The following is a 22,573-nucleotide window of genomic DNA, read 5'->3' on the forward strand; positions in this document are numbered from 1 at the left end:
TTGGAAATACCTCACCGTTAGCAGGTGCAACATCGCTGTTCCTGCTTCGGTATTTTTCTCACTGCAGAACTTATTTTTTTTGAAAAAACGTGCTAAAATAGAAAAGATAGCTAATATAGGGAAAAAGAGAGGAGTGTACGCATTGATCCATACATATTGGGAAGAGAAACAAACAATAAAACAAATTAAGTGTGTGCATGCGGATGCGAAGAAATTCGTCGTCCATAACGTCTTAACACCTGGAAAAGTTTATGATGTTAAGAATGAGACAGATGAATTTTATTTTATTATTGATAATTCCAATCGAATTGGTGGATTTAAAAAAGAATATTTTTCTGAAAATATTTCATAAATGATGGTTTCTATCTTTGCATTTACGGAAATAGTAACTAGTATACGATCTTAGTAAGATTCATAAATCCAATCCCCTTAGGAGATGATCCCGTGAAAGAGCTTATACTAATTCGTCACTGTCAAGCCGAAGGTCAGCACAAAGATTCCCCTTTAACAAATAATGGGGTGAATCAAGCACGCCGATTAGCGGAATTTCTTAGTAAAAAGAATATTAAATTAGATCGCATTCTTTCTAGTCCGTATATGGGGGCAGTAGAGACGATCAAACCATATGCGGATAAAAATCATTTAAAGGTAGAAATCGATCCTCGCTTACAAGAGCGAATATTAAGTGAAGAGCCAATCGATGATTGGTTTGATGTACTAGAAACCTCTTTTCTTGATATGGATTATCGATTACCAGGGGGAGAATCATCAAATGAAGCTGGGAAACGCGGTTTGCAAGTAATTGACGAAGTATTAAAAGATCCGAGTTGTCAAAAGATCGCCCTGATTACACATGGGAATTTGCTTACTCTGATCCTTGCTCATTTTTCTGAAGGATTTGGTTTTTCACAGTGGCGTATGTTAAAGAATCCAGATGTTTTTCTTATTCAAAATCAAGAGAATTCTTATTCTCTCGAACATATTTGGTAGTTTCTTACTACCACTATTCTCTATTCTTTGGTAACATATGATTAGATTATATAGAAGGAGGCGTTATTCTTGGCGTTTGTTATTACATCCCCATGTATTGAAGAAAAAGCGGGCGAATGTGAAGAGGTTTGTCCAGTTGATTGTATAGAAGAAGGCGAAGACATGTTTTACATTGATCCTGATATTTGTATCGATTGTGGCGCTTGCGAAGCAGTTTGCCCCGTTGATGCAATTTTTATGGAAGATGAAATTCCTGATGATGAACATGAATATATTGCATTGAATCGTAAATTCTTCGAAGAAAAATAGACAAGTATGATCATGAAGCATTGTCTTTTTAAGGCAAGTCACCACTGGCAAAGGTGAAATGAAGTCAGAGGTCTAATCGTATCTATACTTTATTCATAGCAATAAAAGTCGCGTGTTGTACTAAATACGCGACTTTTTCCTTTAGTTTCAATAAACGATTTCAAAATCATTATAATTTTGTAGATCTTCATACAGGCTAACGTCAACATTCTCAACGTTAGCAGATGGACTTGGTCCAGCTTTAACAAGATCGATGAATTGATAAACTGGCTCTTTTTTTCCTTCCACTTTCATTTCTACGGAACCGTCGGATAAGTTTTTCACCCAACCATTCACTCCGATTTCTTTTGCTTTCATTTGGGTGGTGAAACGAAACCCAACTCCTTGAACGCGCCCTTTCACAGTTAAATGTGCACCTATTTTCGTCATCTTATCACCTCAGATTATGTTCTCTTTCGTATAATTGTATATTTTCCCTGACGATCTGCTATCTAAACTCAAAAATATCGGTTAACTTAGCTAGGATCGTAAAAAGAATCATTTGCTTTCATTGCAAAAACTATGATGTATTGGTAGGAGAATAGTGGTGCTGTCATAGTATTAGGAAGCGTAAAAAAAAACGATCTAACTCTCCTTCTGATAAATCCATTTTGAATTTTATAAAAAATAAACCGCAAAGTATGTTTAATTGTGAGTTTTGTCACTGCTTTTTACGGTGGTTACTTCATAATAAACAATAGACTGTATTTTTTAGAGGTGAAACTATGACGAATTCTTTTCAACCAGAATTACAAGCAACAGCAAAGGATCTTGATGAAGTAAAACGTTTAGCAGAAGCGGGGGCGGATGCTCTTATTATTGGTCATCAAGACTATGGTATTCGTGTCGCAGGTGATTTTACGATAGACCAAATTGCTGAAGCAACAACCTATTTACATGAACAAAACAAACGTATTTATCTATTAGTGAATGCGATTTTTCATAATGAACATATTGAAACACTACCGAGCTATTTACGAGAATTAGAACGCTTAAACGTAGATGGTATCGTTTGTGGAGATCCATCTATTTTTCAAATGATCAAAGACATCGATTTATCTATCCCTTTAACATGGAATCCGGAAACGTTATCTACTAATTATCAAACCTTACGTTTCTGGCATCAACGAGGTTTAAGTCGAGCAATTTTATCGAATGAATTAGCATTAGATGCGATTAAAGAAATCAAACAAGCAGTGTCATTTCCAATCGAAATACAAGTACATGGAATGACTTGTATTTTTCAATCCAAAAGAAAGCTAGTGCGTAATTATTATCAACACATTGATAAAGCTTACGATTCGGACAAGCCCATGTTTTTGAAACAAGAGAAAAAAGATGAAACTCACTATCCTGTATATGAGGACGTCAATGGTACACATATCATGAGTAATGAAGATTTGGCTATGGTGGATTATTTGGATGCGATTCTTGAAGCGGAAATTGATGGTTTGAAAATAAATGGTTTGTTAAAATCGACGGACTATAATGAGAAAATTGTAAAGATTTATCGTGAGGCAGTCGATACGTATTTAAAAGATCCAGCTTCTTATCAAATGAAAAAAACAGGATGGAAGCAACAGATTTTCGCGATTCAACCAGAAGATCGTAAATTAGACACTGGATTCTATTTTAAAGAACAGATTTATTAATTGAGGTGTAGAAAATGAGTGAAACAACACGTAAACAGAAGCCAGAATTACTTGCTCCGGCAGGTAATTTAGAAAAATTAAAATTTGCGATCCATTATGGAGCAGACGCTGTGTATATTGGGGGAAAACAATTCGGCTTGCGTTCAAAAGCAGGAAACTTTTCTTTCGAAGATATGGCTGAAGGGGTAGCTTTTGCCAATAAATATGGAGCGAAAGTTTATGTGGCGGCAAACATTATTGCACATAATGATAACTTAGAGGGTGCGCACCAATATTTTAAGAAATTATATGAGATTGGTATTGCAGCTGTCATCGTTGCTGATCCAGCATTGATTCAAGCGTGTCGAGAAGCTGCACCAGATTTAGAAGTGCATATTAGTACCCAAGCTTCGATTGCCAATTGGAAGACCGTTGAATTTTGGAAAAACGAAGGAATTCCACGAGTGGTACTAGCTCGTGAAGTTTCCTTAGCAGAGATCAAAGAGATGAAAGAAAAAGTCGATATTGAGATTGAAGCATTTATCCATGGGGCAATGTGTATCTCTTACTCCGGTCGATGTGTTTTATCCAACCATATGACTTCACGTGATGCAAATCGAGGAGGTTGCGCCCAATCTTGTCGTTGGAAGTACGATCTATTTGAAGATGGTACCGATGGTGCTGTATCGGTAACTGAAGAATCTGACGAACTGTATACAATGAGTTCACAAGATTTAAGCATGGTCGAGCATTTACCTGATTTACTTGATCTGGGGGTTGACTCGTTGAAAATTGAGGGGCGAATGAAAAGCATTCACTATGTTGCAACCGTGGTAAATGTGTACCGTAAAATAATTGATACGTATTTCGATGATCCAGAAAATTATCAATTAAATCCTGAATGGACAGATGAGATTTGGAAAGCAGCACAACGGTCTTTAACTACTGCTTTTTATTATCACGAGCCAACCGACAAGGATCAATTATACGGCAAACCAGATCGTATTCCGAAATATGACTTTGCGGGGTTGGTACTTGATTATGATGAAAACACGCAAGTCGCAACCATTCAGCAGAGAAACAGTTTCGGCGTGGGAGATGAAGTGGAATTTTTCGGTCCGAATTTCTATCATTTCAAACAAACGATTAACGAAATATGGGATGAAAATGGCGAGCCATTAGAACGAGCAAAGCATGCGATGATGATCACAAAAGTAAAAGTAGATCAGCCATTAAAGTATTACGATATGATGCGAAAACAAAAATAGTATTAAAAAGAAAAGCAATTAGAGGTTACATGCCTTTGATTGCTTTTTTTATACAGAAACCACCACGTCAATTGTGAGGAAGATGTGTCCACGGAAAAAGCCATTAGATCTTTTCACCATTTCCTTTTTGAGTGTAATTTGCAAGCTGTATAATTGTATTCTTGAAAAATGCTATTGTATATAAAATATAGGATTTTTATGTGGATTTAACGGAGAACTTTATTCTCTTATTCGAATAGAGGTTCAGATGTTTTGGTAACGGGTATAGTCCGTTATAGTATTAAACAGAACTCATACATAGGAGCGTACTGAAATGAGAGAGAAACCAATATTATTACCTTTATTTATCATATGGTATACAATCGGCTTTATTCTGCAGGTGTTTTTTGTTCTTCCAGAATCATTAGCATTTTCTAAGCCAGCCTTTTTAATTTTTTATTCTCTAAGTCTAGTAGAGTGGATTGGCAAAAAAGAAGGGGGATGGAAAAAAGTCCTCCTAGGATCTATCATTGTCGCATTATCGACCTTTTTTGTTGAGATATTAAGTGTCGAAACGGGCTTTCCTTTTGGAGAATATAGTTATTCAACGATTCTTGGCCCTCTTGTCGTCGGTGTTCCTTTCACCATAGCACTTGCTTGGGTGGGTGTTTTGTTAAATTCACTGATCATGTCCTCTCAGAATAACAAAACAAAAAGAGCGCTTGAAACAGGTTTTTGGATTGTCATTATTGACTTAATACTTGATCCAGTTGCTGTATTAGAAGGCTATTGGACGTGGTATAATCCTGGAGCATTCAGTTATTATGATATCCCGATTACGAACTTTTTCACATGGTTTATTTTAGGTGCGTTGTTAAGTTATCTCTTTCCACTATACAAAAGAAGTAAACAAATGCTTCGAATGAACACGTTTATTTATCAGCTAATGTTATTATTATTTGGTGCACTCGCACTAACGCACGGTGTCCTTTCGATTTCGATTATGAGCGTGCTATTCATTCTTTTAGCTGAAGGGAAATATCGTTATGATTCCGGCAAATAAAAAACCTACATTTATGAAACTATTTGATCATTATCTTAAATGGTATCTAATACCAAAAACTTTTCATGCTGTACATGTAAAGGGACAACTCGATCAAGAAAATAGCCATCCAAACCTATACATCATCAATCATAGCTCATGGTGGGACGGTCCAATACTTTATTTTTTAACGCAACGAAGAAGTCAACAAGACCACTATGTGATGATGGATGAACAAGGGTTAAGATGTTACCCATTCTTCGGTAAATTAGGTGCTTTTAGTGTCAACAAAGAGAAACCAAGAGACTTAATCGAGACCTTTCGTTATACAGAAAACTTATTTAAAAAGGATAAATCCGTCTGGTTATTTCCACAGGGACAAGTTTATCATCAGGATGCAACACCTTTTAAATTCGAGCAAGGCCTTGGACGATTAATTCAGTTAAACAAAACAGTTAATGTGATCCCTGTTACATTTCATTACTACTTTTTAGAAGTACAAAAACCAATGGTATCGATTGTAATTGGTAAGGCACATACGATTATTAGTGCTAACAAGAAACGTAAAGAATGGGTTCATTATTTTGAAAACGTGATGACTGAGCAGTATCATAATCAAAAACAAGCATTGATCGTAGATTTGAATTATCACAAAAGCGATGCGCTGACTCCATTGATTAAACCGAAAAAATCAACAAGTGATTGGTTGGATTGGCTAAAGAGAAGGTGAATGTATGACGTTAATGACCATAATTATTGTTGTATTAATCATCCAATGGATAGTCGTTATCTGGAACCGTCACGCTTTACTAAAAACGCGTGATAACGATTCAAAAACAGATACTTCAGCAATCAAATTAAGTATTCTCGTACCCGCACGTGATGAAGAGGCAAATATGGAAGCATTAATTACATCGATTTATCATCAAACAGTTCTACCAGATGAAGTAATTGTTTTAGATGATCATTCTAGCGATCGGACACCTGAAATATTGATTGAATTAAAACAAAAATATAGCACGTTAAAAGTCTTACAAGGTAAAAGGTTGCCAGAAGATTGGTCGGGGAAATCCTATGCTTGTCACCAACTCGCCAAAGAGGCGAAAGGAGATTGGTTTGTCTTTTTAGATGCCGATGCTAGACTTTACCCGAACGCACTAAAAGAGCTCATCGCTTTTCTTCCATCTCAAAAGACAGGCATTGTGTCTGGTTTTCCTAAGCAAGTTGTCAAAACACTATCAGAAGCGCTTGTTGTGCCACTGATGATGACATTTATTATGATGCATTTACCGATACGCTATGTCACCAAAAGTCAAAATCCAAAGTTTTCTGCAGCGCATGGTGGATTTATCGCAATTGAACGATCAAGTTATCACAAAGCTGGTGGTCATCAAGCCATTCGTTCCTCGATCGTTGATGATATGGCGTTATTTACACGTCAAAGAGCGTTTGGATTTCCTGCCACTCTGATGAAAGTAGATGATTGGGTTTGTATGCGGATGTATGATTCATTTAAAGGAGTGTACACCGGTTTTCAAAAAAACATTTTTGCTGGTGTTGGGAGACGTGTCCCTTTATTACTTTTTGTGATGCTTTATTATATTGGTTTATTCGTCATGCCTTTCTTCTTAACCCCTGTTGTTCCCATATCTCTTGTTGTAGTGAGTTACGCACTAGGTGTCGGTATAAAGTGGATCATAGACCGAACGAATCGTATTCCGGTATGGGTCAGTTTACTTATGCCCTTTAGTATGATTTTGTTTGTATTGATCGGGACAAGTTCCATGGTACGTAGTGTAACGAAAAAAGGTTATCAATGGAAAGGGAGGCACTATCAATGAAAGATATTGTAATCGTTGGCGGTGGTTTAGGGGGATTGAGTGCAGCGATTCGTTTGCAACATGCTGGTTATCACGTTCGAGTTTTAGAAAAAGAGGCAACGATTGGTGGAAAACTTCAATCCGTGACCATGGGGGATTATCAATTTGATTTAGGGCCAAGTACGTTCACATTAAAACATGTGTTTGAAGACGTGTTTACATCGGTCGGAAAGGATCCAAATGACTATTTGACTTTTTATCCAATAGAAGAAGGAACGCGTAATTTCTTCCCTAATGGCCAAATGATTGATTTTTCCACTGATGTGCAGCGTGTTCAATCACAAATTCGTACATATTCTGAAAACGATGCTGATCATTACCCTTTATTTTTAGAAGAAGCTAAACGCCTATATAGAATAAGTGAGCGACAATTTTTCAGTCAATTGATGTATCGTACCAAGACTAAACTGTCTCCATCTCTTTTAAGAGACTTTATAAAAATTAAACCGTTCACGTCACTTAACACACTTGTTGAACGTTATTTTGAACACCCAAACACCTGTATGCTACTGAATCGTTATGCAACTTATGTTGGTTCAAGCCCTTATCAAGCACCGATGATATTTGCTATGATGGCTCACCTTGAAGGTGGACAAGGGATTTGGGGTGTTAAAAATGGAAGTTATCAAATCGTTCGCGCATTCGAGCAGTTAGCCCGTGAACTAGGTGTTATTTTTCATATGAATCATGAAGTTAGGGAAGTAGTACAAAAAGGAAAACAGTTGATAGCTGTTCATGCAAACGGGAAGCGATTTGAAGCAGATCAAGTCATCTTTAATGCCGACGCGTTAACGGTTTATAACCGATTGCTTAAACGTCATCCATTGAATAAAAAGCTCAAAAAGAAAGAAGTATCTCTATCAGGATTTACCTTATTACTCGGTATTAAGAAAACATATCCAGAGTTACGTCATCATAATGTCTTTTTTCCAAGAGAATACACGCAAGAATTTAAAGCAATCTTTGATGAGAAAATTGTACCAGAAGAACCAACCATCTATATTTGCCAATCTAGTGTATCTGAACCGTCAAGAGCAAAAAAAGAGGGCGGTAATTTATTTATCCTGATCAATGCACCCTACCTTAGTTCAAATGTGACATGGAACGATGAAACGAAAGAAACGATCAAGAATCGAGTGATTGATCAGTTGGAATCACATGGATTAACCGATCTATCATCTCGTATAGAAGAAGAATATATCATGACGCCTGAAGACATTCATGATCGAACAGGTGCGTTTAAAGGGTCAATATATGGCATGTCATCGAATCATCTTAACCAAGCTTTTTTTCGTATAGAGAATAAAGACCCTGTTTTATCAAACGTTTATTTCGTTGGAGGATCAACGCACCCAGGTGGTGGAACTCCGATGGTAACCTTATCAGGACAATTGGTGGCAAAAGATATCATGGATCAATATGGATCTATGAAAAGAGACATTTAACTTTTCAGATTTTGCGTTGATTGCTATACTGATTTAGATAGAATGAATGATAGAGAGGTGGTTCACATGCGTATTATTATCTCACCAGCAAAGAAGATGAATATAGATAATGATAGTTTTATTCACAATCAATTACCGCAATTTATCGATAAAACCGAATATTTACTAGGCCACTTGCAAACTTTGAGTTACGATGAATTGAAGAAGATTTGGAAAGCGAGCGACAAGATTACCACGTTAAATTATGAACGTATTCAACAAATGAATTTACATCAAAATCTTACCCCTGCAATTTTGGCTTATGAAGGCATTCAATACCAACACATGGCGCCAAGTGTTCTAGAAGCATCTCATTACGATTACTTAGAGCAACATCTCAGGATTTTGTCTGGTTTTTACGGCATCCTAAGACCCTTTGATGGCGTTGTTCCTTATCGACTAGAAATGCAGGCGAAATTAAAGCATGCAACGTATCCATCTGTGTATGATTTTTGGGATGATCAGCTAGCCAAACAACTCTTAAGTGAGACAGATTGTATTATCAATTTGGCATCAGAAGAATATAGCAAAACCATTACAAAATATAATGATAAAGCAAAGATCATACGCTGCAAATTTGGAGAATTAAAGGATGGAAAAGTGAAGGAAAAAGGAACATTAGTTAAAATGGCTCGAGGAGAAATGGTTCGATTTATGGCCGAATATCAAGTGCAATCACCAGAAGAACTAAAAGCATTTAATCATTTGAATTTTGAATTTAGTGAAGACCATTCAACAGAAGATGAATTAGTATTTATTCGGTAATAACTAATATAAAAGTAAATGTTTTAAAGCTTTGTTGTTTTAAAACTCTCGCAGGGTGCTTAGTAACGCACGAGCAGTTCCAGTACAAATGTTTTTTCGTTGCGAAGGTTTCCTTTATTATACATGAACTACATCCTCCTAGAGCATAATAATGGTAGTTTGCTACAGGAGGCTGAATAATGGCTAATAAAAGCTATCAAGTACCTAAGGATACTTCGTCTTATTGGAAAAACAACACGTCATTGCCTAGTTTTGCATCACTGAAAGATAATATCAAAACCGACATTCTTATTGTTGGTGCAGGGATAACAGGAATTACAACAGCATATTTACTTAGAAATCAAGGATTCAACGTTACATTGATTGAATCGGATACGATATTAAGTGGTACAACGGAATATACAACCGGAAAAATTACTGCACAACATGGTTTGATTTATGATGAATTAATCCAACACTTCGGTGTAGAGAAAGCAAAACAGTATTATCAAGCAGCGAACGATGCGAAGCAGTGGATACACGACACGATAATAAAAGAACAACTGGATTGTGATTTCACGACACAAGATGCCTATCTGTATACGAATGACGAAAAAGAAATAAAGAATTTAGACAAGGAATATGAAGCATATCAACAGTTGAAGATTGATGGTGAGCTTGTTACCGAGATGCCATTAGGCATTCCGATTCGAAAAGCATTGGTTATGAAAAATCAAGCACAATTTCATCCACTAGCATTTCTTAAGCACCTTGTAACCTCCATCCATGAAGATGATATCAATATTTATGAACACACTACAGCCGTAGATATAGATTATCAAGAAAGCATAACAGTTACGACAAAAGACAATCATAAAATCGCGTGTAAACAGCTCGTCATGGCATCACATTATCCTTTTCATGATAAAAGTGGGATGTATTTTTCTCGTATGTATGAAGAGAGGTCTTATTTGATAGCTGTCAAAACAAATACCAAATTTCCTGGTGGAATGTACGTTAATGTAGAACAACCGTCAAGAACCGTTCGTGCTACAGCGGATAATGGTGAAGAAATATGGTTGGTTGGCGGAGAGCGGCATAAAACAGGACAGGAGAAAGAAGCCATTAATCATCATGAGCAATTAGAGCTTTTTGCTGATCAAAATTTTGGCATCACTTCTTATCACCATCGTTGGTCAGCTCAAGATTTAACAACAGTAGATAAACTTCCATACATTGGTCCAGTTACAAAAAATAAACCAAGAGCGATGATTGCTACAGGGTATCGCAAATGGGGGATGACGAGTGGAACCCAAGCTGCAATAATTATTTCTGATTTACTACTAGAAAAAGAAAATCCTTACGCTACACTATTTACTCCATCACGGTTTGATTTTGATCCTGATGTAAAAAACTTTTTTCAGATGAATACTAATGTGGCTAAGCATATGATCAAAGGCAAACTAGGCAATTGGAAAGAAAATCATGATAAATTAGAAAAAAATCAGGCAACAATTCTCCGTGAACAAGGGAAAAGGGTAGGGGTTTATCGTGATGATCAAGGTAACCTTGGTAAACTTGATACTACTTGTCCTCATATGAAATGTGAGGTTAATTGGAATTCAACTGAAAAATCATGGGATTGTCCTTGCCATGGATCTCGATTTTCCATCGATGGTAAAGTGTTAGAGGGCCCTGCAAAGACGAACTTGACGAAAATAGTAGACTGACTAAAACATTCAACCACTTGTAAATGGAATTATACCATTTACAAGTGGTTTTTATTTGTTTTTAAAACTATTATTCCGATTCAATTTAACGCAAAAGATTCAATCAGTTGACTAACATAACCATATAAGTATATACTTATATAAAGAGCATAAGCTATAATTAATCGAATTTTTTATTTGAAATGGGAGGTTTTAAGCATGAAGAAAGTAGAAATTTTTGACCCAGCAATGTGCTGTTCTACTGGTGTGTGTGGGCCAAGTGTGGATCCTGAACTGACACGTGTTGCAGCGGCAGTACATTCTCTAGAAAAGAAAGGTGAAAATATCCAGCGATATCAATTAACAAATGATCCGGAAAAATTTGCTGAGAACGAAGAAGTGACGAAAATTTTAACAGAAAAAGGACCAGATGCCTTACCTATCGTTTTGGTAGATGACCAAGTGAAGACGATTGGGACATATCCGACAAACGAAGATTTTTCCGCATGGTTTCATGTAAGTGAACAAGAGTTAAAGACAAAGCCAACCTCACGACGCACGATTGATTTAAATACACTATCATAAGGAAATGAGGGGAAAGCATGTATGAAACATTTACGCTAGATGATGTTCAGACACCATTTGTCTTTTTAACGGGAAAAGGTGGGGTAGGGAAGACGTCCACCGCTTGTGCGATTGCAGTTGGGTTAGCTGATCAAGGAAAAAAGGTGTTATTAATCAGTACAGATCCCGCTTCCAATTTACAAGACGTTTTTGATTTATCCTTATCAAGTACCCCAAGAGAGGTACCCGGTGTAACCAATTTATTTGTGAGTAATATTGACCCAGAGGCATCTGCAGAAACTTATCGAGAAAATATCGTCGGCCCATATCGAGATAAATTACCTGCATCAGTCGTAGCGACAATGGAAGAACAGTTGTCCGGTGCTTGTACAGTTGAAATAGCAGCCTTTGATGAGTTCACGCATTTTCTGACCGATGATGAGATTGTGAGTGGATTTGATCATATTATTTTTGATACGGCACCAACTGGTCATACGCTAAGGCTTTTGCAATTACCAACTGCTTGGGATGGTTTTCTTGAAGAAAGTACCCATGGTGCATCATGTCTTGGTCCATTATCAGGATTAACCGATAAAAAAGAACTTTATGCGAATGCTGTAGCCGCACTATCTGATCCAAGCCAAACGACCTTGATGCTAATTACACGACCAGAAAGCTCATCTTTTTATGAAGCAAATCGAGCTTCGACGGAACTAAAGGAAATTGAGATTAAAAATCAACGATTGATTGTTAATGGTTTATTCAAAAGCAATCATCCGGAAGACGAAGTATCTGCAGCTTTTTATCAAAGACAGCAAAATGCATTACAAGAGATTCCTAAGAACTTACGTGATACGCCGATTTATTCTTTACCATATGTTCCTTATTCGTTAACTGGAGTAGAAAATCTACGCATGTTTTTTGAACAAGGAGAACATGCAATGCCTGACAATCAACAACAAGTTAGTGAGCATTCACTTCCTGGTCTGAATAAAGTAGTTGAAGATTTTTCGAAAAAAGGGACGAAACTCATTTTTACGATGGGGAAGGGTGGCGTAGGTAAAACTACGGTTGCTTCTGCGATAGCTGTAGGGTTAGTGGAAAAAGGACATCAAGTTCATTTAACAACGACAGATCCGGCGGCGCACATCGAATATCAGTTCCAAACCGATCAATTAAATGATAAACTGACCATTAGTAGCTTGGACCCTAAAGTGGAAGTGGAGAAATACAAAGCAGAAGTTATTGCAAAATCGAAAGAAGAACTAGATGACGATGGATTAGCTTATTTGCAAGAAGATTTAAATTCTCCTTGTACAGAGGAAATTGCGATATTTCAAGCTTTTGCTGAAGTAGTGGCGAAATCAAAGGATGAAATAGTTGTCATCGATACGGCACCAACAGGACACACTTTGCTATTGTTGGATGCATCACAAGCATTCACGAAAGAAATTGCACGCTCTACAGGTGGCGCTATCCCGGAGAATGCGCAAAAGTTATTACCACAAATTCGCAATCCTAAAGAAACATCGGTAATTATTGTTACTTTGGCTGAAGCTACTCCAGTGTTAGAGGCATCTCGTTTACAAGACGATCTACGCAGGGCATTGATTGAGCCGGATTGGTGGATCATTAATCAAAGTTTATTTGCGACTACGACGAGAGATCCAATTTTAATGGCGAAAGCACAAGCAGAACAAGAATGGATTACGGATGTTCAAGACGATAAGGCGAATCATACGGCAATTATCCCTTGGCTACAAGAAGAGAAAATTGGTTATGAAAAATTAAAAGATTATACCAAATAAGATTGGAGAAACGAAAATGAACATTACAGACGCAGCGAAGGAAACGTTAGAGAAATTCTTAAGTGAGAAAGAAGCTTCAAGCATTAGACTTTTTACAGAATCAGGTTGTTGTGGACCGCAAATCGCTATATCTTTAGAACAACCGAAAGAAAAAGATACGATTGCAACGATAAACGGAATCAAAGTGGCTTTCGATCCAGAAGTTACGGGAACAGATGAAATAACACTAGATCATGATCAAAACGGATTGGTACTGCTTGGTGCAGGTGGGTGTTGTTAAGGCATTGAATAGAAGGTTTAGGCGTAGTAACAAAAATTACTACGCCATTTTTTGTCCATCAATACATGTTAATTGATCTATTTGGCATATTAGTAACTAACACGACTAGAATGGAGCGAAAATATTGTGCCAAATGTAAGTTTTGATAACACGATTGTTTATTACGAAAAATACGGCGAAGGTATCCCAATCATCTTTATTCATCCTCCAGGATTAGGTGGAGTTGTTTTTGATCATCAATTACCTTTAGCAAATTACTATCAACTAATTATTCCGGATCTGAGTGGCCACGGTTATTCTGTGGGACCATTAGCAGATGATCCGATCAAACAATATGCGAAAGAATTGAAAACAATCATTATTCATGAAAATCTATCTAAAGTCGTGCTGTGTGCGTATTCAGCTGGTGGGACGATTGCGCAATATTTTGTTCGAGAATATCCCGAACTTGTTGAAGCATTAATTATTTCAGGAGCTTATCCGAAAGTTTCCACATGGAGTTTGGATACGGTGTATCGGTTAGGAATGGAAACGTTAAAATTGTCACCAAAATTTCTAGCCAAGCGATTAGCAGCGAGTAACTCGACAAACCGCAGTGACAAAAAACAGTTGTTGCAATACATGAAAAAATCAAGTGTAAATCATTGGTATGCGTATTATTTAACGACTTATTATTATGATGTACGTAAATTCATTGATAATATAAGCTGTCCAAGTTTATTTATTTACGGAAACGAAACAGACTTCACACACGATCACCAAGCATATTATTATGAACAAGAGCATATTCAGATTGCTTATGTTGAAAAAGCTGCACACCAGATACCGACAAAAAAATATATAGCATTTAATCACTTAGTCAGACAATTTATTGATCGTGTAGTTTAAAATCTCATGGTCAATTTTCTTTTTTGTCTCATTATCACAAGTATACTTTAATTATGAGACGAAACTTTGTTTTCTATCAGCGACTTCCGATAATATATATTATGTAAACTAGATTAAAAATAGTTAGAACAACTACTTCAACTCCTTGTTCCCCTTATAATCCTTATCATCGACTTTCGAACCGGATTTTTTTTAATCTTCCTTTCCGTCGTACATTAATTCAGTCTACCCTATTGGATGTGTAACATCATAAACCATAGTGCAGATATCGTTGATCTTATTCTTTCTTCATTCTATTAGTGTCGCCTTATTCTCCTATCCGCTTGGACCGGGGTTAGTCAACAACTAAATTTTAAATCAATATTATAAATTTTTAATAATATTGATTGTTTCTTGATCAATTTGATAACTTTTTTTACATTTTTTCATTGAGTGTTCATATAATCTCTCCTTCCACTATTATCTTTATAGTTGTCCGAATACCTTAATGTCAAAATGATTAGGACTCACTAGTTTTCCAAGTATGCTTAGATAGGAGGACAAACTAACCGTGTTGCTTAGCCAATCAATGAACCCTGAATTTACAAGCATTTACATATAATAAAACTACATTGACAATATTTTAAAAATAGTATATCGTAAATTTTACAGATAAATCAAATTTATGTAAATTAAATAAGTGGAAATATTGAAACTAGCAACCTATTAACAGGATTTTTAATTATAAGTATTTTTAAAGAATGAGAGGATTATATTATGTATAAGTTTAAAATGAAAAAGCTCTTCGTTTCTTTTACTTTAATTTTCTTCATAATGAATATTATTACAATTAGTGGTGTTGAAGCAGGAATAGCTAAACCATCGATTAATCGGGATTTATCTAAAAACGACCAATATAATTTTAGTGATAAAGCAAGATGATATGAGCCTAATACAATTATATTTAGAAAAAATGATCCCCTTTGTAATCGTAGGTTGGTTGTTGTTTATCCTAATCAGAACTATTATTGTTAAGAGAAAAAAGTTGAAGGTCTCGTGGCACCGAGAAATTGTCATGTCCATTTTTGTAGCCTATATAATAGGGTTATTATCTCAAACAATATTACCAATGTGGCAATTTGGTATAGATAGTTTAACAGGAGAAATATATTTCTTTGTAACGTTTGAAAATTCGCTTGCAAGTATCAACCTAATTCCGTTTAATACGTTGTATGAATACTTTTTTTCTTTTAATGAAACCGTTAGTAGTTGGGAATCTGTATCCATGTTAAATATTGCAGCAAATTTGTTGCTTTTTTTACCCTTTGGATTTCTGCTTCCAGTTCTATGGGAAGAAATGCGATCAGTTAAAAGGTTACTAATAGTAGGTGTTGTTTTTGTATTAGCAATAGAATTTATTCAATATTTTATAGGGCGTAGTGCAGATATCGATGATGTTATTCTTAATTCTATTAGTATTGTATTTGGATATTTAATTTTCAAATGTTACCACGTGTTAACTAATAAAGATCATAACAATTGATTCACGGGAAAAATTCTGTTGAACTTTCCTAGAACCTACTAGGTTGTACTGCTGTACTTCACGGTTTTCATCATTCGAAAATTAGGGTATTAGCCAGCAAAGTGGACATAAATATACTAGCTGATAAATACCTTATCTAGTGCATAAAAGATATAACAACCAAAAGCGGAAAAGGATTGCCCCCCCTCCTTTTCATCATGCTCCTAGTTGTCCATTTTTGCGAGAAATTTCTTGATACAGAGCCACTTCGTATTGCTAAGAAAGAACTATTTTACGCATAGCTTAGTGATGAGAAGTTCACTTGTCCATCTCTCATCATTGCATGAACATCACTATACGATGTTAATTCTAAGTCATGCGTAACAAGAATGATCGTCACCCCCTGCTGTTGAATATCTTTTAAAACTTTCATGGTTTGATCCCGACTGTTTACATCAAGATTGCCCGTTGGTTCATCACAAATTAGTAGCTTTGGATCATTCATTAATGCTCTTACAATTGCTGTTCGTTGCTTTTCACCTCCTGATAATTGGGAAGGCTTATGGTACATTCGTTCACTTAAACCGAACTGTTCAATCAGCTGCTTAGCTTTTTGCTCAATAACACTTTTTTTCTCGTAGGGTAATAGTGGTACCATTACATTCGTTAATAAGTTAAATTGATCGAATAATTGAAAGTCTTGAAAAACATAACCAATATGTTCTCTTCTAAACGCACGCGTCTTTTCTTCTTTCTCCTTGCTCATTTCAAAATCTCCTAACAAAATGGAGCCTTGATCTACAGATTCCAGCCCTGATAAACACCGCATTAATGTTGTCTTTCCCGATCCGGATGGTCCAGTAATTGTTAGCCAACAACCTGATTCTAATTCTACATTCACATTTTTTAAAACATGGATTGTTTCTTGCTCAGTTTGATAGCTTTTTTTGACATTATTTAATTGAATGTTCATGATAAGGTCCCCTTCTGCTAATAATTTGATAGATACTTGAGTACGTTAATATCAAAATAATTAGGAAAATCACTAGATTGCCAACTAGACTCAGATAGAACACGCTTAATGTTTTATTTAACCACAAAATGAGTCCTAAATTTACTAACAGTCCAATCAAGATTGTTGTTCCAGACCAAATAACGACTTCTTTAAAAAAGTAACTATAAATTTTTCGGTTTGCCCAGCCTATAGTCACAAAAAGTTCTAGTTCGGACTGACGCCTTTTCAGCATCCGACGGAAAGACTGGTAGATCGTCATAAAGCTTAAACCATAAAGAATAAATAAAATAATTACCAGGATCCCTTCGATTTCCCCATGGACATACGTACCGAGTTTTGTTTCGGTCACATTTTTAACTGTACCCCATAGAAAGACTGGAAGAAAGCTAGTTAAAAATGTCATAGAAAATATTTGCACAGCAGCTGACATAATATACCCACAATAAAAGCGTACGTTCGCAAGGATAAAATTCTGTCTTTGGGTGTCGATAACTCTTCTAAATGGTCTTCGAAATACAAGTCTCTCCACAATTCCATACAAACCAAACACAATTACACCTAATCCGAATAGAAACAATAGGGGGAGACGGTTATCTGACTCGTAGCGATAATAAAAGAGCACCATGGTAACGATTAGAAACGGTACTACTAACATTATCCCCCATTCACGATAGCGTAACTGTTTAATCTTTTTTTCTTCCCATCCAAGAATAGCTAGACGTTGTTCATCAACTTGCCGGTCCGTTACTAAGTTAAAAAAAGTGAAACCTAGGAATGTCAATGCAACTAGGGTATAGAGACCAATGAGTAATATTTGGAGAATATTCCAGCTTGCAATAACCGTATCAGCAGCTCCAAGAGTAGTAAAGGATTGCACAACCTCTCCAATCCCTTCCACATCAACGACGATTTCTTGTAGAGATGCCCCCGCGACTATATCCACGGTAAAGCCTTGTTCCTCCCACTCTGAGGCAAGCTGGCGTAGTTTTTCGGCAGCATCTGTATCATAACCAGTAATTCCTCCTACTCTAACACGAATTGCATCAATCGGTGCTTCTCCTTTTGCTTTTTCCGCAATATCTAATGAGACAAGCCCATGTGCAGGTGTCGTGATAAAACTTCCCGGGACAGCAGATGGTTGGAGCTTCACATCAGGATTTGATTTTAAATAGGGCAGCTCCCTTCCATAAATACCGAGTGGTGCCGAAGCAAGAGTAGACATATCCTCCTCAATCGAAAACGTTCCATTTTCAACAAAGCCGATAAAGTCTTCGTCAACTAAAGCCTGATTAACTTCATCTAGTTGATAAAATTCAATTTCTTCAATGTCTCGATAAATTGGTGCTTCATAAATAGGATCCTCACCGATTTGCCGAACAACTAGTGTTTGGTCAGCATTCACCTCATATTTAATCGGTGCTAATCGATAACCTATCCGTTGACTATGTAAATTATATGTTCCACCTGGTGCTCCACTTGTGATGCCATCCCCAGCTTGAGAAGAAAGGTTAAAATCTTCATCAATGAATAATAGGGTTTGTGTAAAAGGGGAATGTCCATCGTCTGGAGTAATCAATAGTTCTTTTTGATTAAATTGACGCTTAGTTTCAATATGCTCATCAACTATCGAGATATATTTATCACGTTCCTCATACAAAGTCAACGAAGGATTGCCATCAATAAATTTTTCAGATAATATTTCAATCTCACTTTGAGTTAGTGGCGTTAATTGATCAATAGTTAAATCAAAGGAAATTGGTATAGAAACATCTTTTAAACTTAGAACAGGTACAGATAATTCGCCATCACGATACGTTTGATAATCATAAATAGTCTCGTTTAGTGAACTAAAATCAAAATCTACTAACTTTCCTTCTTCTCCAGGATCAATTGCAACTACTTGATGATATGATGCAGGGAATAAAAAAGTCGCAATGTTGAAACTAAAATAGTCGTTTATTAATTCATGCTTAGACGGAAAAATCCAAAATGGTTGTGTAGCTGTTGGTTCACCGAAATCATACAAATAATAGTTAGTTTGGTCTGAATAAGTATGAACGCCGTCACTTGTTTGATAAGTAAACGCAAAATAAACAGGTTCATCTTCTTTTTTAATTGCCCATGTTCGTTCCCTTGCGTTAAAAAGGGCAATTGCCGCAACCGGTGCAGCAATATCCACATCTGGATGTGCTTTGATTTCTTGCCATTGTTCCAGAGTAATACCGCCATTCCCAATTCCAAGATAATTTTCTTCGACTAAGCCTAATTCTTCTTCTATGTTAGTACGTGCATTAGCAGGTCGAATAAGGATATCATAGGTACTTCTTGAAAAGTCGCTAATGCCTTGCTGAACTTGCTGTTGGGCGTCTGTTAGTAATGACAATGAGAATGGAATCGTTAAGAAGATCAATAATAGAATAAATATCATAAAAAGATATATTTTTTTAGAAAAAAGTTTAAACATACTGATCTCCCCCTTCTAATCTAAAATAATATAAATCTTTTAGTAAATATATTAAGAAATGCACAGGTACCAAAATATAAGTACCTATGCATTTTTTCAGTGAATACCTAATGCTGATTTAATATCTTATTGTTGCTGTACCGTATGTCCAATGGCTTGGACCATAATCGCGGCTAGTTACTCTTGCACCTGTTGTAAAAGTTGTTAAGCTTCTCGTTGTCCATTCTTGAGAGAAATTTCTTGATCCAGATCCAGGTTCGGTTCTTGGATTAACTCCAGTTATTCCAGGATCAAAGGTAAATGAGACAGACCCGCTAACATTAGTACTAACTGTAAGTGTGTACGAAGTATTAGTTCGTCCATTTAATCTAGAAGGTGTGAGATACGCTTGCGTTGCATTTTGGATGGAAACATTTTCTTCTTGGAAGTGTAATGCTTTAATTTCAGTGGCGTGTAAATCTTGCTGAGTGATAACAAACAAAAAAGACATGAAAATTAGTGTTTTTATAACTTTTTTCATAATAATTACCTCCTCAGATTTGTGTACAGATATTTCAACAGCCGCCCTCCCTCGTATAATATTTTTACTAATATCTGTATAATAGTAGTCTAGCAAAAAAAAATGGAAATATCAACCGTTTAATAGAAAAAATTTATTTTTATGTAATATTTTCTCACAATAATTAGTGAAATTAATAAATAAGAGAGAGAATAAACACATCACTGTTTATTCTCTCTCTTATTTAAAAAAGGTAAAAGTTCAAAATTTTATTATAGCTCTCTGCTATTCCGGTTATTCAATGAGCAAAAAATGATTTCAATGCTCATTATTAGTTCAGATGCTAACCCCATTCTATACGATCTCATCCTATTTTCAGAATATAGCCTTATATAGGTTTATTTTCTTCAAATTATATATTTCTACATTGACGACCCCTAACAAGGTTATATTATCTACGTATAAATCCATAAAAAATAACCCACATCTAATGAAGTGCGGGTTATCTTTGCAAATAGCGCTCTCGTAATACTGTCCTTGTCTCTAAAGATCCAATCTTTGATGTCGATATTGAACACCCTTTATAAGAAATTCAATAACGAAATAAGAAGAACAAGCAGCATAATTCCATAAATGAAAACATCTGATTTAATAATGACTTGCTCCATTTTATTTAAGACTTTTTTCGTCACAGCAATAAATTTATCATAGGCAGGTTGATAATACCCGCTCTCTGGGTTTAATTGTTTAGGGAGATGAAAATGAAATAAGTGATATCTCATCCCTACTATATAAATCAATGCACCCATTGAATAAACAGGTAGCATCGTGCTCAAATCATCGTACAAAAATACGTTCATGCCGACCAAATAATTATCAATAAACTGTGCATCGTAATTTAATGTTCTAGCTGCAGGAATAATAAAATAATCTAGTAAGGCATTAGGGAACAAGCCAATTGCAACCACACCAACTGCTAAGATAACCATAGCAACCGTTCCTGAATTGTAGGTTTCTTTTACATCTTTATGTGCTTCGGCACGCTTACCAAAAAAGATTTGTATAATAAATTTGATGAATGATGCTGCTGTTCCGGCACTTGCTAACATAAAGAACTGTTCTGCCCAGAAAAAACTCGAATGCCCATATACGTGTGCCTCTACGATTGCATGGTGTAAGACAGTTTTACTAGCATACCCATTAAATAAAGGCATACCTGTAATGCCGAATGCAGCAATAATAGCTACGATAGTAGTGAATGGCATATTTTTATATAAGCCACCTAATCGATACATGTTCTTATCTTTCGTTTTGAAGTAAACAGCTCCTGCGACCATAAATAATAATGCTTTAAAGATCCCATGATTGATCATATGATAAAATCCACCAGCAAACCCCATTGATCCATCAAAACCAAGGTATGCGGCGACACCAATTCCCATAATCACATATCCCATTTGACTTACACTATGATAGGCAAGCATACGTACCATTTCTTCTTGCTCCAGGGCAGCGATAACACCTACGATCATCGTTATAATCCCTATCCAGATGATGATCCCGCCAATATTTTCTAAGGTAAGGAGACTACCATTAAGCATTTGTTCGGATTGACCATTGGTTGATTCAATAACAGAGACGAACAATCGTAAAATCCCATAACCACCGATTTTCATCAAAATACCTGAAGATAAGGCGTTCACAGATAAGTGGGATTTTGGATAAACGACAGGAACCCAGTGGTGCAAGGGAACCATACCGGCTTTTACACCAAAACCAAGAATAAATAAACCAGCCGCCACATAGCGAACCGCACCTAAATCACCGAATTTTTCTCCTAGGGTTAACCATTCGTAACTTTGTGTGTATGCTGATAAGATCAGAATACCAGCTAAAATACTTAACCCACCTATAATTCCGAAGTAAATATAGATACTCCCGGCTTCAATTACATTTTGACTTCGCTGGTGAACCATTAGAACATAACTAGCAAAGGTCATGATTTCAAAGAACATGAAAAAACTCAATAAATCCCCCGCCATTAACGTTCCAAGTGTTGCTACATAGGTAATCATAAAGAATGAATAAAAACTTTTTTCACGACCAAAATTTTTAATGTCCACCGCTGTATAAAAACTGACGACCAAAAAGATCAGTCCAGCAAAAATCATAAATAATAAACTCAATAAATCAATTCGAAAGATAATTCCATTTCCGAATACATGAGCAATATGCCACTCCAATGGAGCGTTTATAACTACGGGATAAATACTCACCATTAATATGATCGTTAAGAAAATAACGATGCGAACAGTGACTCGCCTTACACGACGACGACGGCTAACCCTACCGAGGAATGGAATTAAAAGCAATTCTAATAGTACAATGACAATGATGATGATGGGTAAAGCTAGTTCAACCATCAACCGTAACTGAGTTATATTCATAAAGCCCCCTCATTCTATGAGAATTTTGTTAT

Annotated in this window: 21 protein-coding genes; 16 read left to right on the forward strand and 5 right to left on the reverse strand. The window is 36.1% G+C overall.

The genetic code is table 11. The annotated features are described in order from the left end of the window. Positions 1 to 142 precede the first annotated feature (142 nt). The 3 genes from OWO01_RS01640 to OWO01_RS01650 all read left to right on the forward strand — a co-directional run bounded on the left by OWO01_RS01640 (position 143) and on the right by OWO01_RS01650 (position 1,299). Complete coding sequence (locus OWO01_RS01640) at positions 143 to 352, forward strand: DUF6501 family protein (RefSeq protein ID WP_268778681.1); 210 nt, start codon at positions 143 to 145, stop codon at positions 350 to 352. 92 nt (positions 353 to 444) lie between these two features. Beyond that, positions 445 to 990, forward strand: coding sequence for a histidine phosphatase family protein (locus OWO01_RS01645; protein ID WP_268778682.1), 546 nt, complete (start codon positions 445 to 447; stop codon positions 988 to 990). 69 nt (positions 991 to 1,059) lie between these two features. Continuing rightward, the gene (locus OWO01_RS01650; RefSeq protein WP_268778683.1) at positions 1,060 to 1,299 is read left to right on the forward strand and encodes an indolepyruvate ferredoxin oxidoreductase subunit alpha; all 240 of its coding nucleotides are present in this window, start codon (positions 1,060 to 1,062) and stop codon (positions 1,297 to 1,299) included. 147 nt (positions 1,300 to 1,446) lie between these two features. Here OWO01_RS01650 and OWO01_RS01655 read toward each other — a convergent pair whose 3' ends face one another. Then, positions 1,447 to 1,728 (reverse strand): acylphosphatase, encoded by a 282-nt coding sequence (locus tag OWO01_RS01655; RefSeq protein ID WP_268778684.1) that lies wholly within the window; start codon positions 1,726 to 1,728, stop codon positions 1,447 to 1,449. A gap of 335 nt (positions 1,729 to 2,063) precedes the next feature. Between OWO01_RS01655 and OWO01_RS01660 the strand changes: the two genes are divergently transcribed. From OWO01_RS01660 to OWO01_RS01720, 13 genes are all read left to right on the forward strand, one after another. Beyond that, positions 2,064 to 2,990 carry a peptidase U32 family protein gene (locus tag OWO01_RS01660; protein ID WP_268778685.1) on the forward strand — a complete coding sequence of 309 codons (927 nt, stop codon included), beginning with the start codon at positions 2,064 to 2,066 and terminating at the stop codon, positions 2,988 to 2,990. A 14-nt stretch (positions 2,991 to 3,004) separates the two neighbouring features. Next, positions 3,005 to 4,237, forward strand: a complete 1,233-nt coding sequence (locus tag OWO01_RS01665; RefSeq protein ID WP_268778686.1) for a peptidase U32 family protein — start codon at positions 3,005 to 3,007, stop codon at positions 4,235 to 4,237. Positions 4,238 to 4,550: 313 nt separating this feature from the next. Continuing rightward, on the forward strand, positions 4,551 to 5,279 hold the full coding sequence (locus tag OWO01_RS01670; RefSeq protein ID WP_268778687.1) for a carotenoid biosynthesis protein: 729 nt from the start codon (positions 4,551 to 4,553) through the stop codon (positions 5,277 to 5,279). Beyond that, entirely contained in the window at positions 5,263 to 5,988 is a 726-nt protein-coding gene (locus OWO01_RS01675; protein WP_268778688.1) for a lysophospholipid acyltransferase family protein, read from the forward strand. Before OWO01_RS01670 ends, OWO01_RS01675 begins: the two co-directional genes overlap by 17 nt. A 4-nt stretch (positions 5,989 to 5,992) precedes the next feature. Next, complete coding sequence (locus tag OWO01_RS01680) at positions 5,993 to 7,099, forward strand: glycosyltransferase family 2 protein (RefSeq protein ID WP_268778689.1); 1,107 nt, start codon at positions 5,993 to 5,995, stop codon at positions 7,097 to 7,099. Further along, positions 7,096 to 8,583, forward strand: a complete 1,488-nt coding sequence (locus OWO01_RS01685) for a phytoene desaturase family protein (RefSeq protein ID WP_268778690.1) — start codon at positions 7,096 to 7,098, stop codon at positions 8,581 to 8,583. Before OWO01_RS01680 ends, OWO01_RS01685 begins: the two co-directional genes overlap by 4 nt. A gap of 66 nt (positions 8,584 to 8,649) precedes the next feature. Beyond that, positions 8,650 to 9,387 carry a peroxide stress protein YaaA gene (gene yaaA / locus OWO01_RS01690; protein ID WP_268778691.1) on the forward strand — a complete coding sequence of 246 codons (738 nt, stop codon included), beginning with the start codon at positions 8,650 to 8,652 and terminating at the stop codon, positions 9,385 to 9,387. 179 nt (positions 9,388 to 9,566) lie between these two features. Further along, positions 9,567 to 11,096, forward strand: a complete 1,530-nt coding sequence (locus OWO01_RS01695; RefSeq protein ID WP_268778692.1) for an FAD-dependent oxidoreductase — start codon at positions 9,567 to 9,569, stop codon at positions 11,094 to 11,096. Between the two features lie 198 nt (positions 11,097 to 11,294). Then, complete coding sequence (gene arsD, locus OWO01_RS01700; protein WP_268778693.1) at positions 11,295 to 11,660, forward strand: arsenite efflux transporter metallochaperone ArsD; 366 nt, start codon at positions 11,295 to 11,297, stop codon at positions 11,658 to 11,660. A gap of 17 nt (positions 11,661 to 11,677) precedes the next feature. Continuing rightward, positions 11,678 to 13,447 (forward strand): arsenical pump-driving ATPase, encoded by a 1,770-nt coding sequence (arsA, locus tag OWO01_RS01705; protein WP_268778694.1) that lies wholly within the window; start codon positions 11,678 to 11,680, stop codon positions 13,445 to 13,447. 16 nt (positions 13,448 to 13,463) lie between these two features. After that, positions 13,464 to 13,727: an adhesin gene (locus tag OWO01_RS01710; RefSeq protein WP_268778695.1), complete on the forward strand. Its 264-nt coding sequence runs from the start codon at positions 13,464 to 13,466 to the stop codon at positions 13,725 to 13,727. 126 nt (positions 13,728 to 13,853) lie between these two features. Beyond that, the gene (locus OWO01_RS01715; protein WP_268778696.1) at positions 13,854 to 14,615 is read left to right on the forward strand and encodes an alpha/beta fold hydrolase; all 762 of its coding nucleotides are present in this window, start codon (positions 13,854 to 13,856) and stop codon (positions 14,613 to 14,615) included. A gap of 1,024 nt (positions 14,616 to 15,639) precedes the next feature. Next, entirely contained in the window at positions 15,640 to 16,137 is a 498-nt protein-coding gene (locus OWO01_RS01720) for a VanZ family protein (protein ID WP_268778697.1), read from the forward strand. Between the two features lie 271 nt (positions 16,138 to 16,408). Here the strand turns inward: OWO01_RS01720 and OWO01_RS01725 are convergent, their stop codons facing one another. From OWO01_RS01725 to OWO01_RS01740, 4 genes are all read right to left on the reverse strand, one after another. Next, a complete protein-coding gene (locus OWO01_RS01725) occupies positions 16,409 to 17,089 on the reverse strand; it encodes an ABC transporter ATP-binding protein (protein WP_268778698.1) in 681 nt (226 codons plus the stop codon). Then, the gene (locus OWO01_RS01730; RefSeq protein WP_268778699.1) at positions 17,070 to 19,595 is read right to left on the reverse strand and encodes an ABC transporter permease family protein; all 2,526 of its coding nucleotides are present in this window, start codon (positions 19,593 to 19,595) and stop codon (positions 17,070 to 17,072) included. Before OWO01_RS01730 ends, OWO01_RS01725 begins: the two co-directional genes overlap by 20 nt. Before the next feature lie 118 nt (positions 19,596 to 19,713). Next, the gene (locus tag OWO01_RS01735) at positions 19,714 to 20,115 is read right to left on the reverse strand and encodes a hypothetical protein (RefSeq protein WP_268778700.1); all 402 of its coding nucleotides are present in this window, start codon (positions 20,113 to 20,115) and stop codon (positions 19,714 to 19,716) included. Between the two features lie 560 nt (positions 20,116 to 20,675). After that, positions 20,676 to 22,541, reverse strand: a complete 1,866-nt coding sequence (locus tag OWO01_RS01740) for a complex I subunit 5 family protein (RefSeq protein WP_268778701.1) — start codon at positions 22,539 to 22,541, stop codon at positions 20,676 to 20,678. Positions 22,542 to 22,573: the final 32 nt, after the last annotated feature.

Origin of the sequence: Natronobacillus azotifigens, from assembly GCF_026805325.1 — a bacterium.
Classification (GTDB): Bacteria; Bacillota; Bacilli; order Bacillales; family Amphibacillaceae; genus Natronobacillus; species Natronobacillus azotifigens.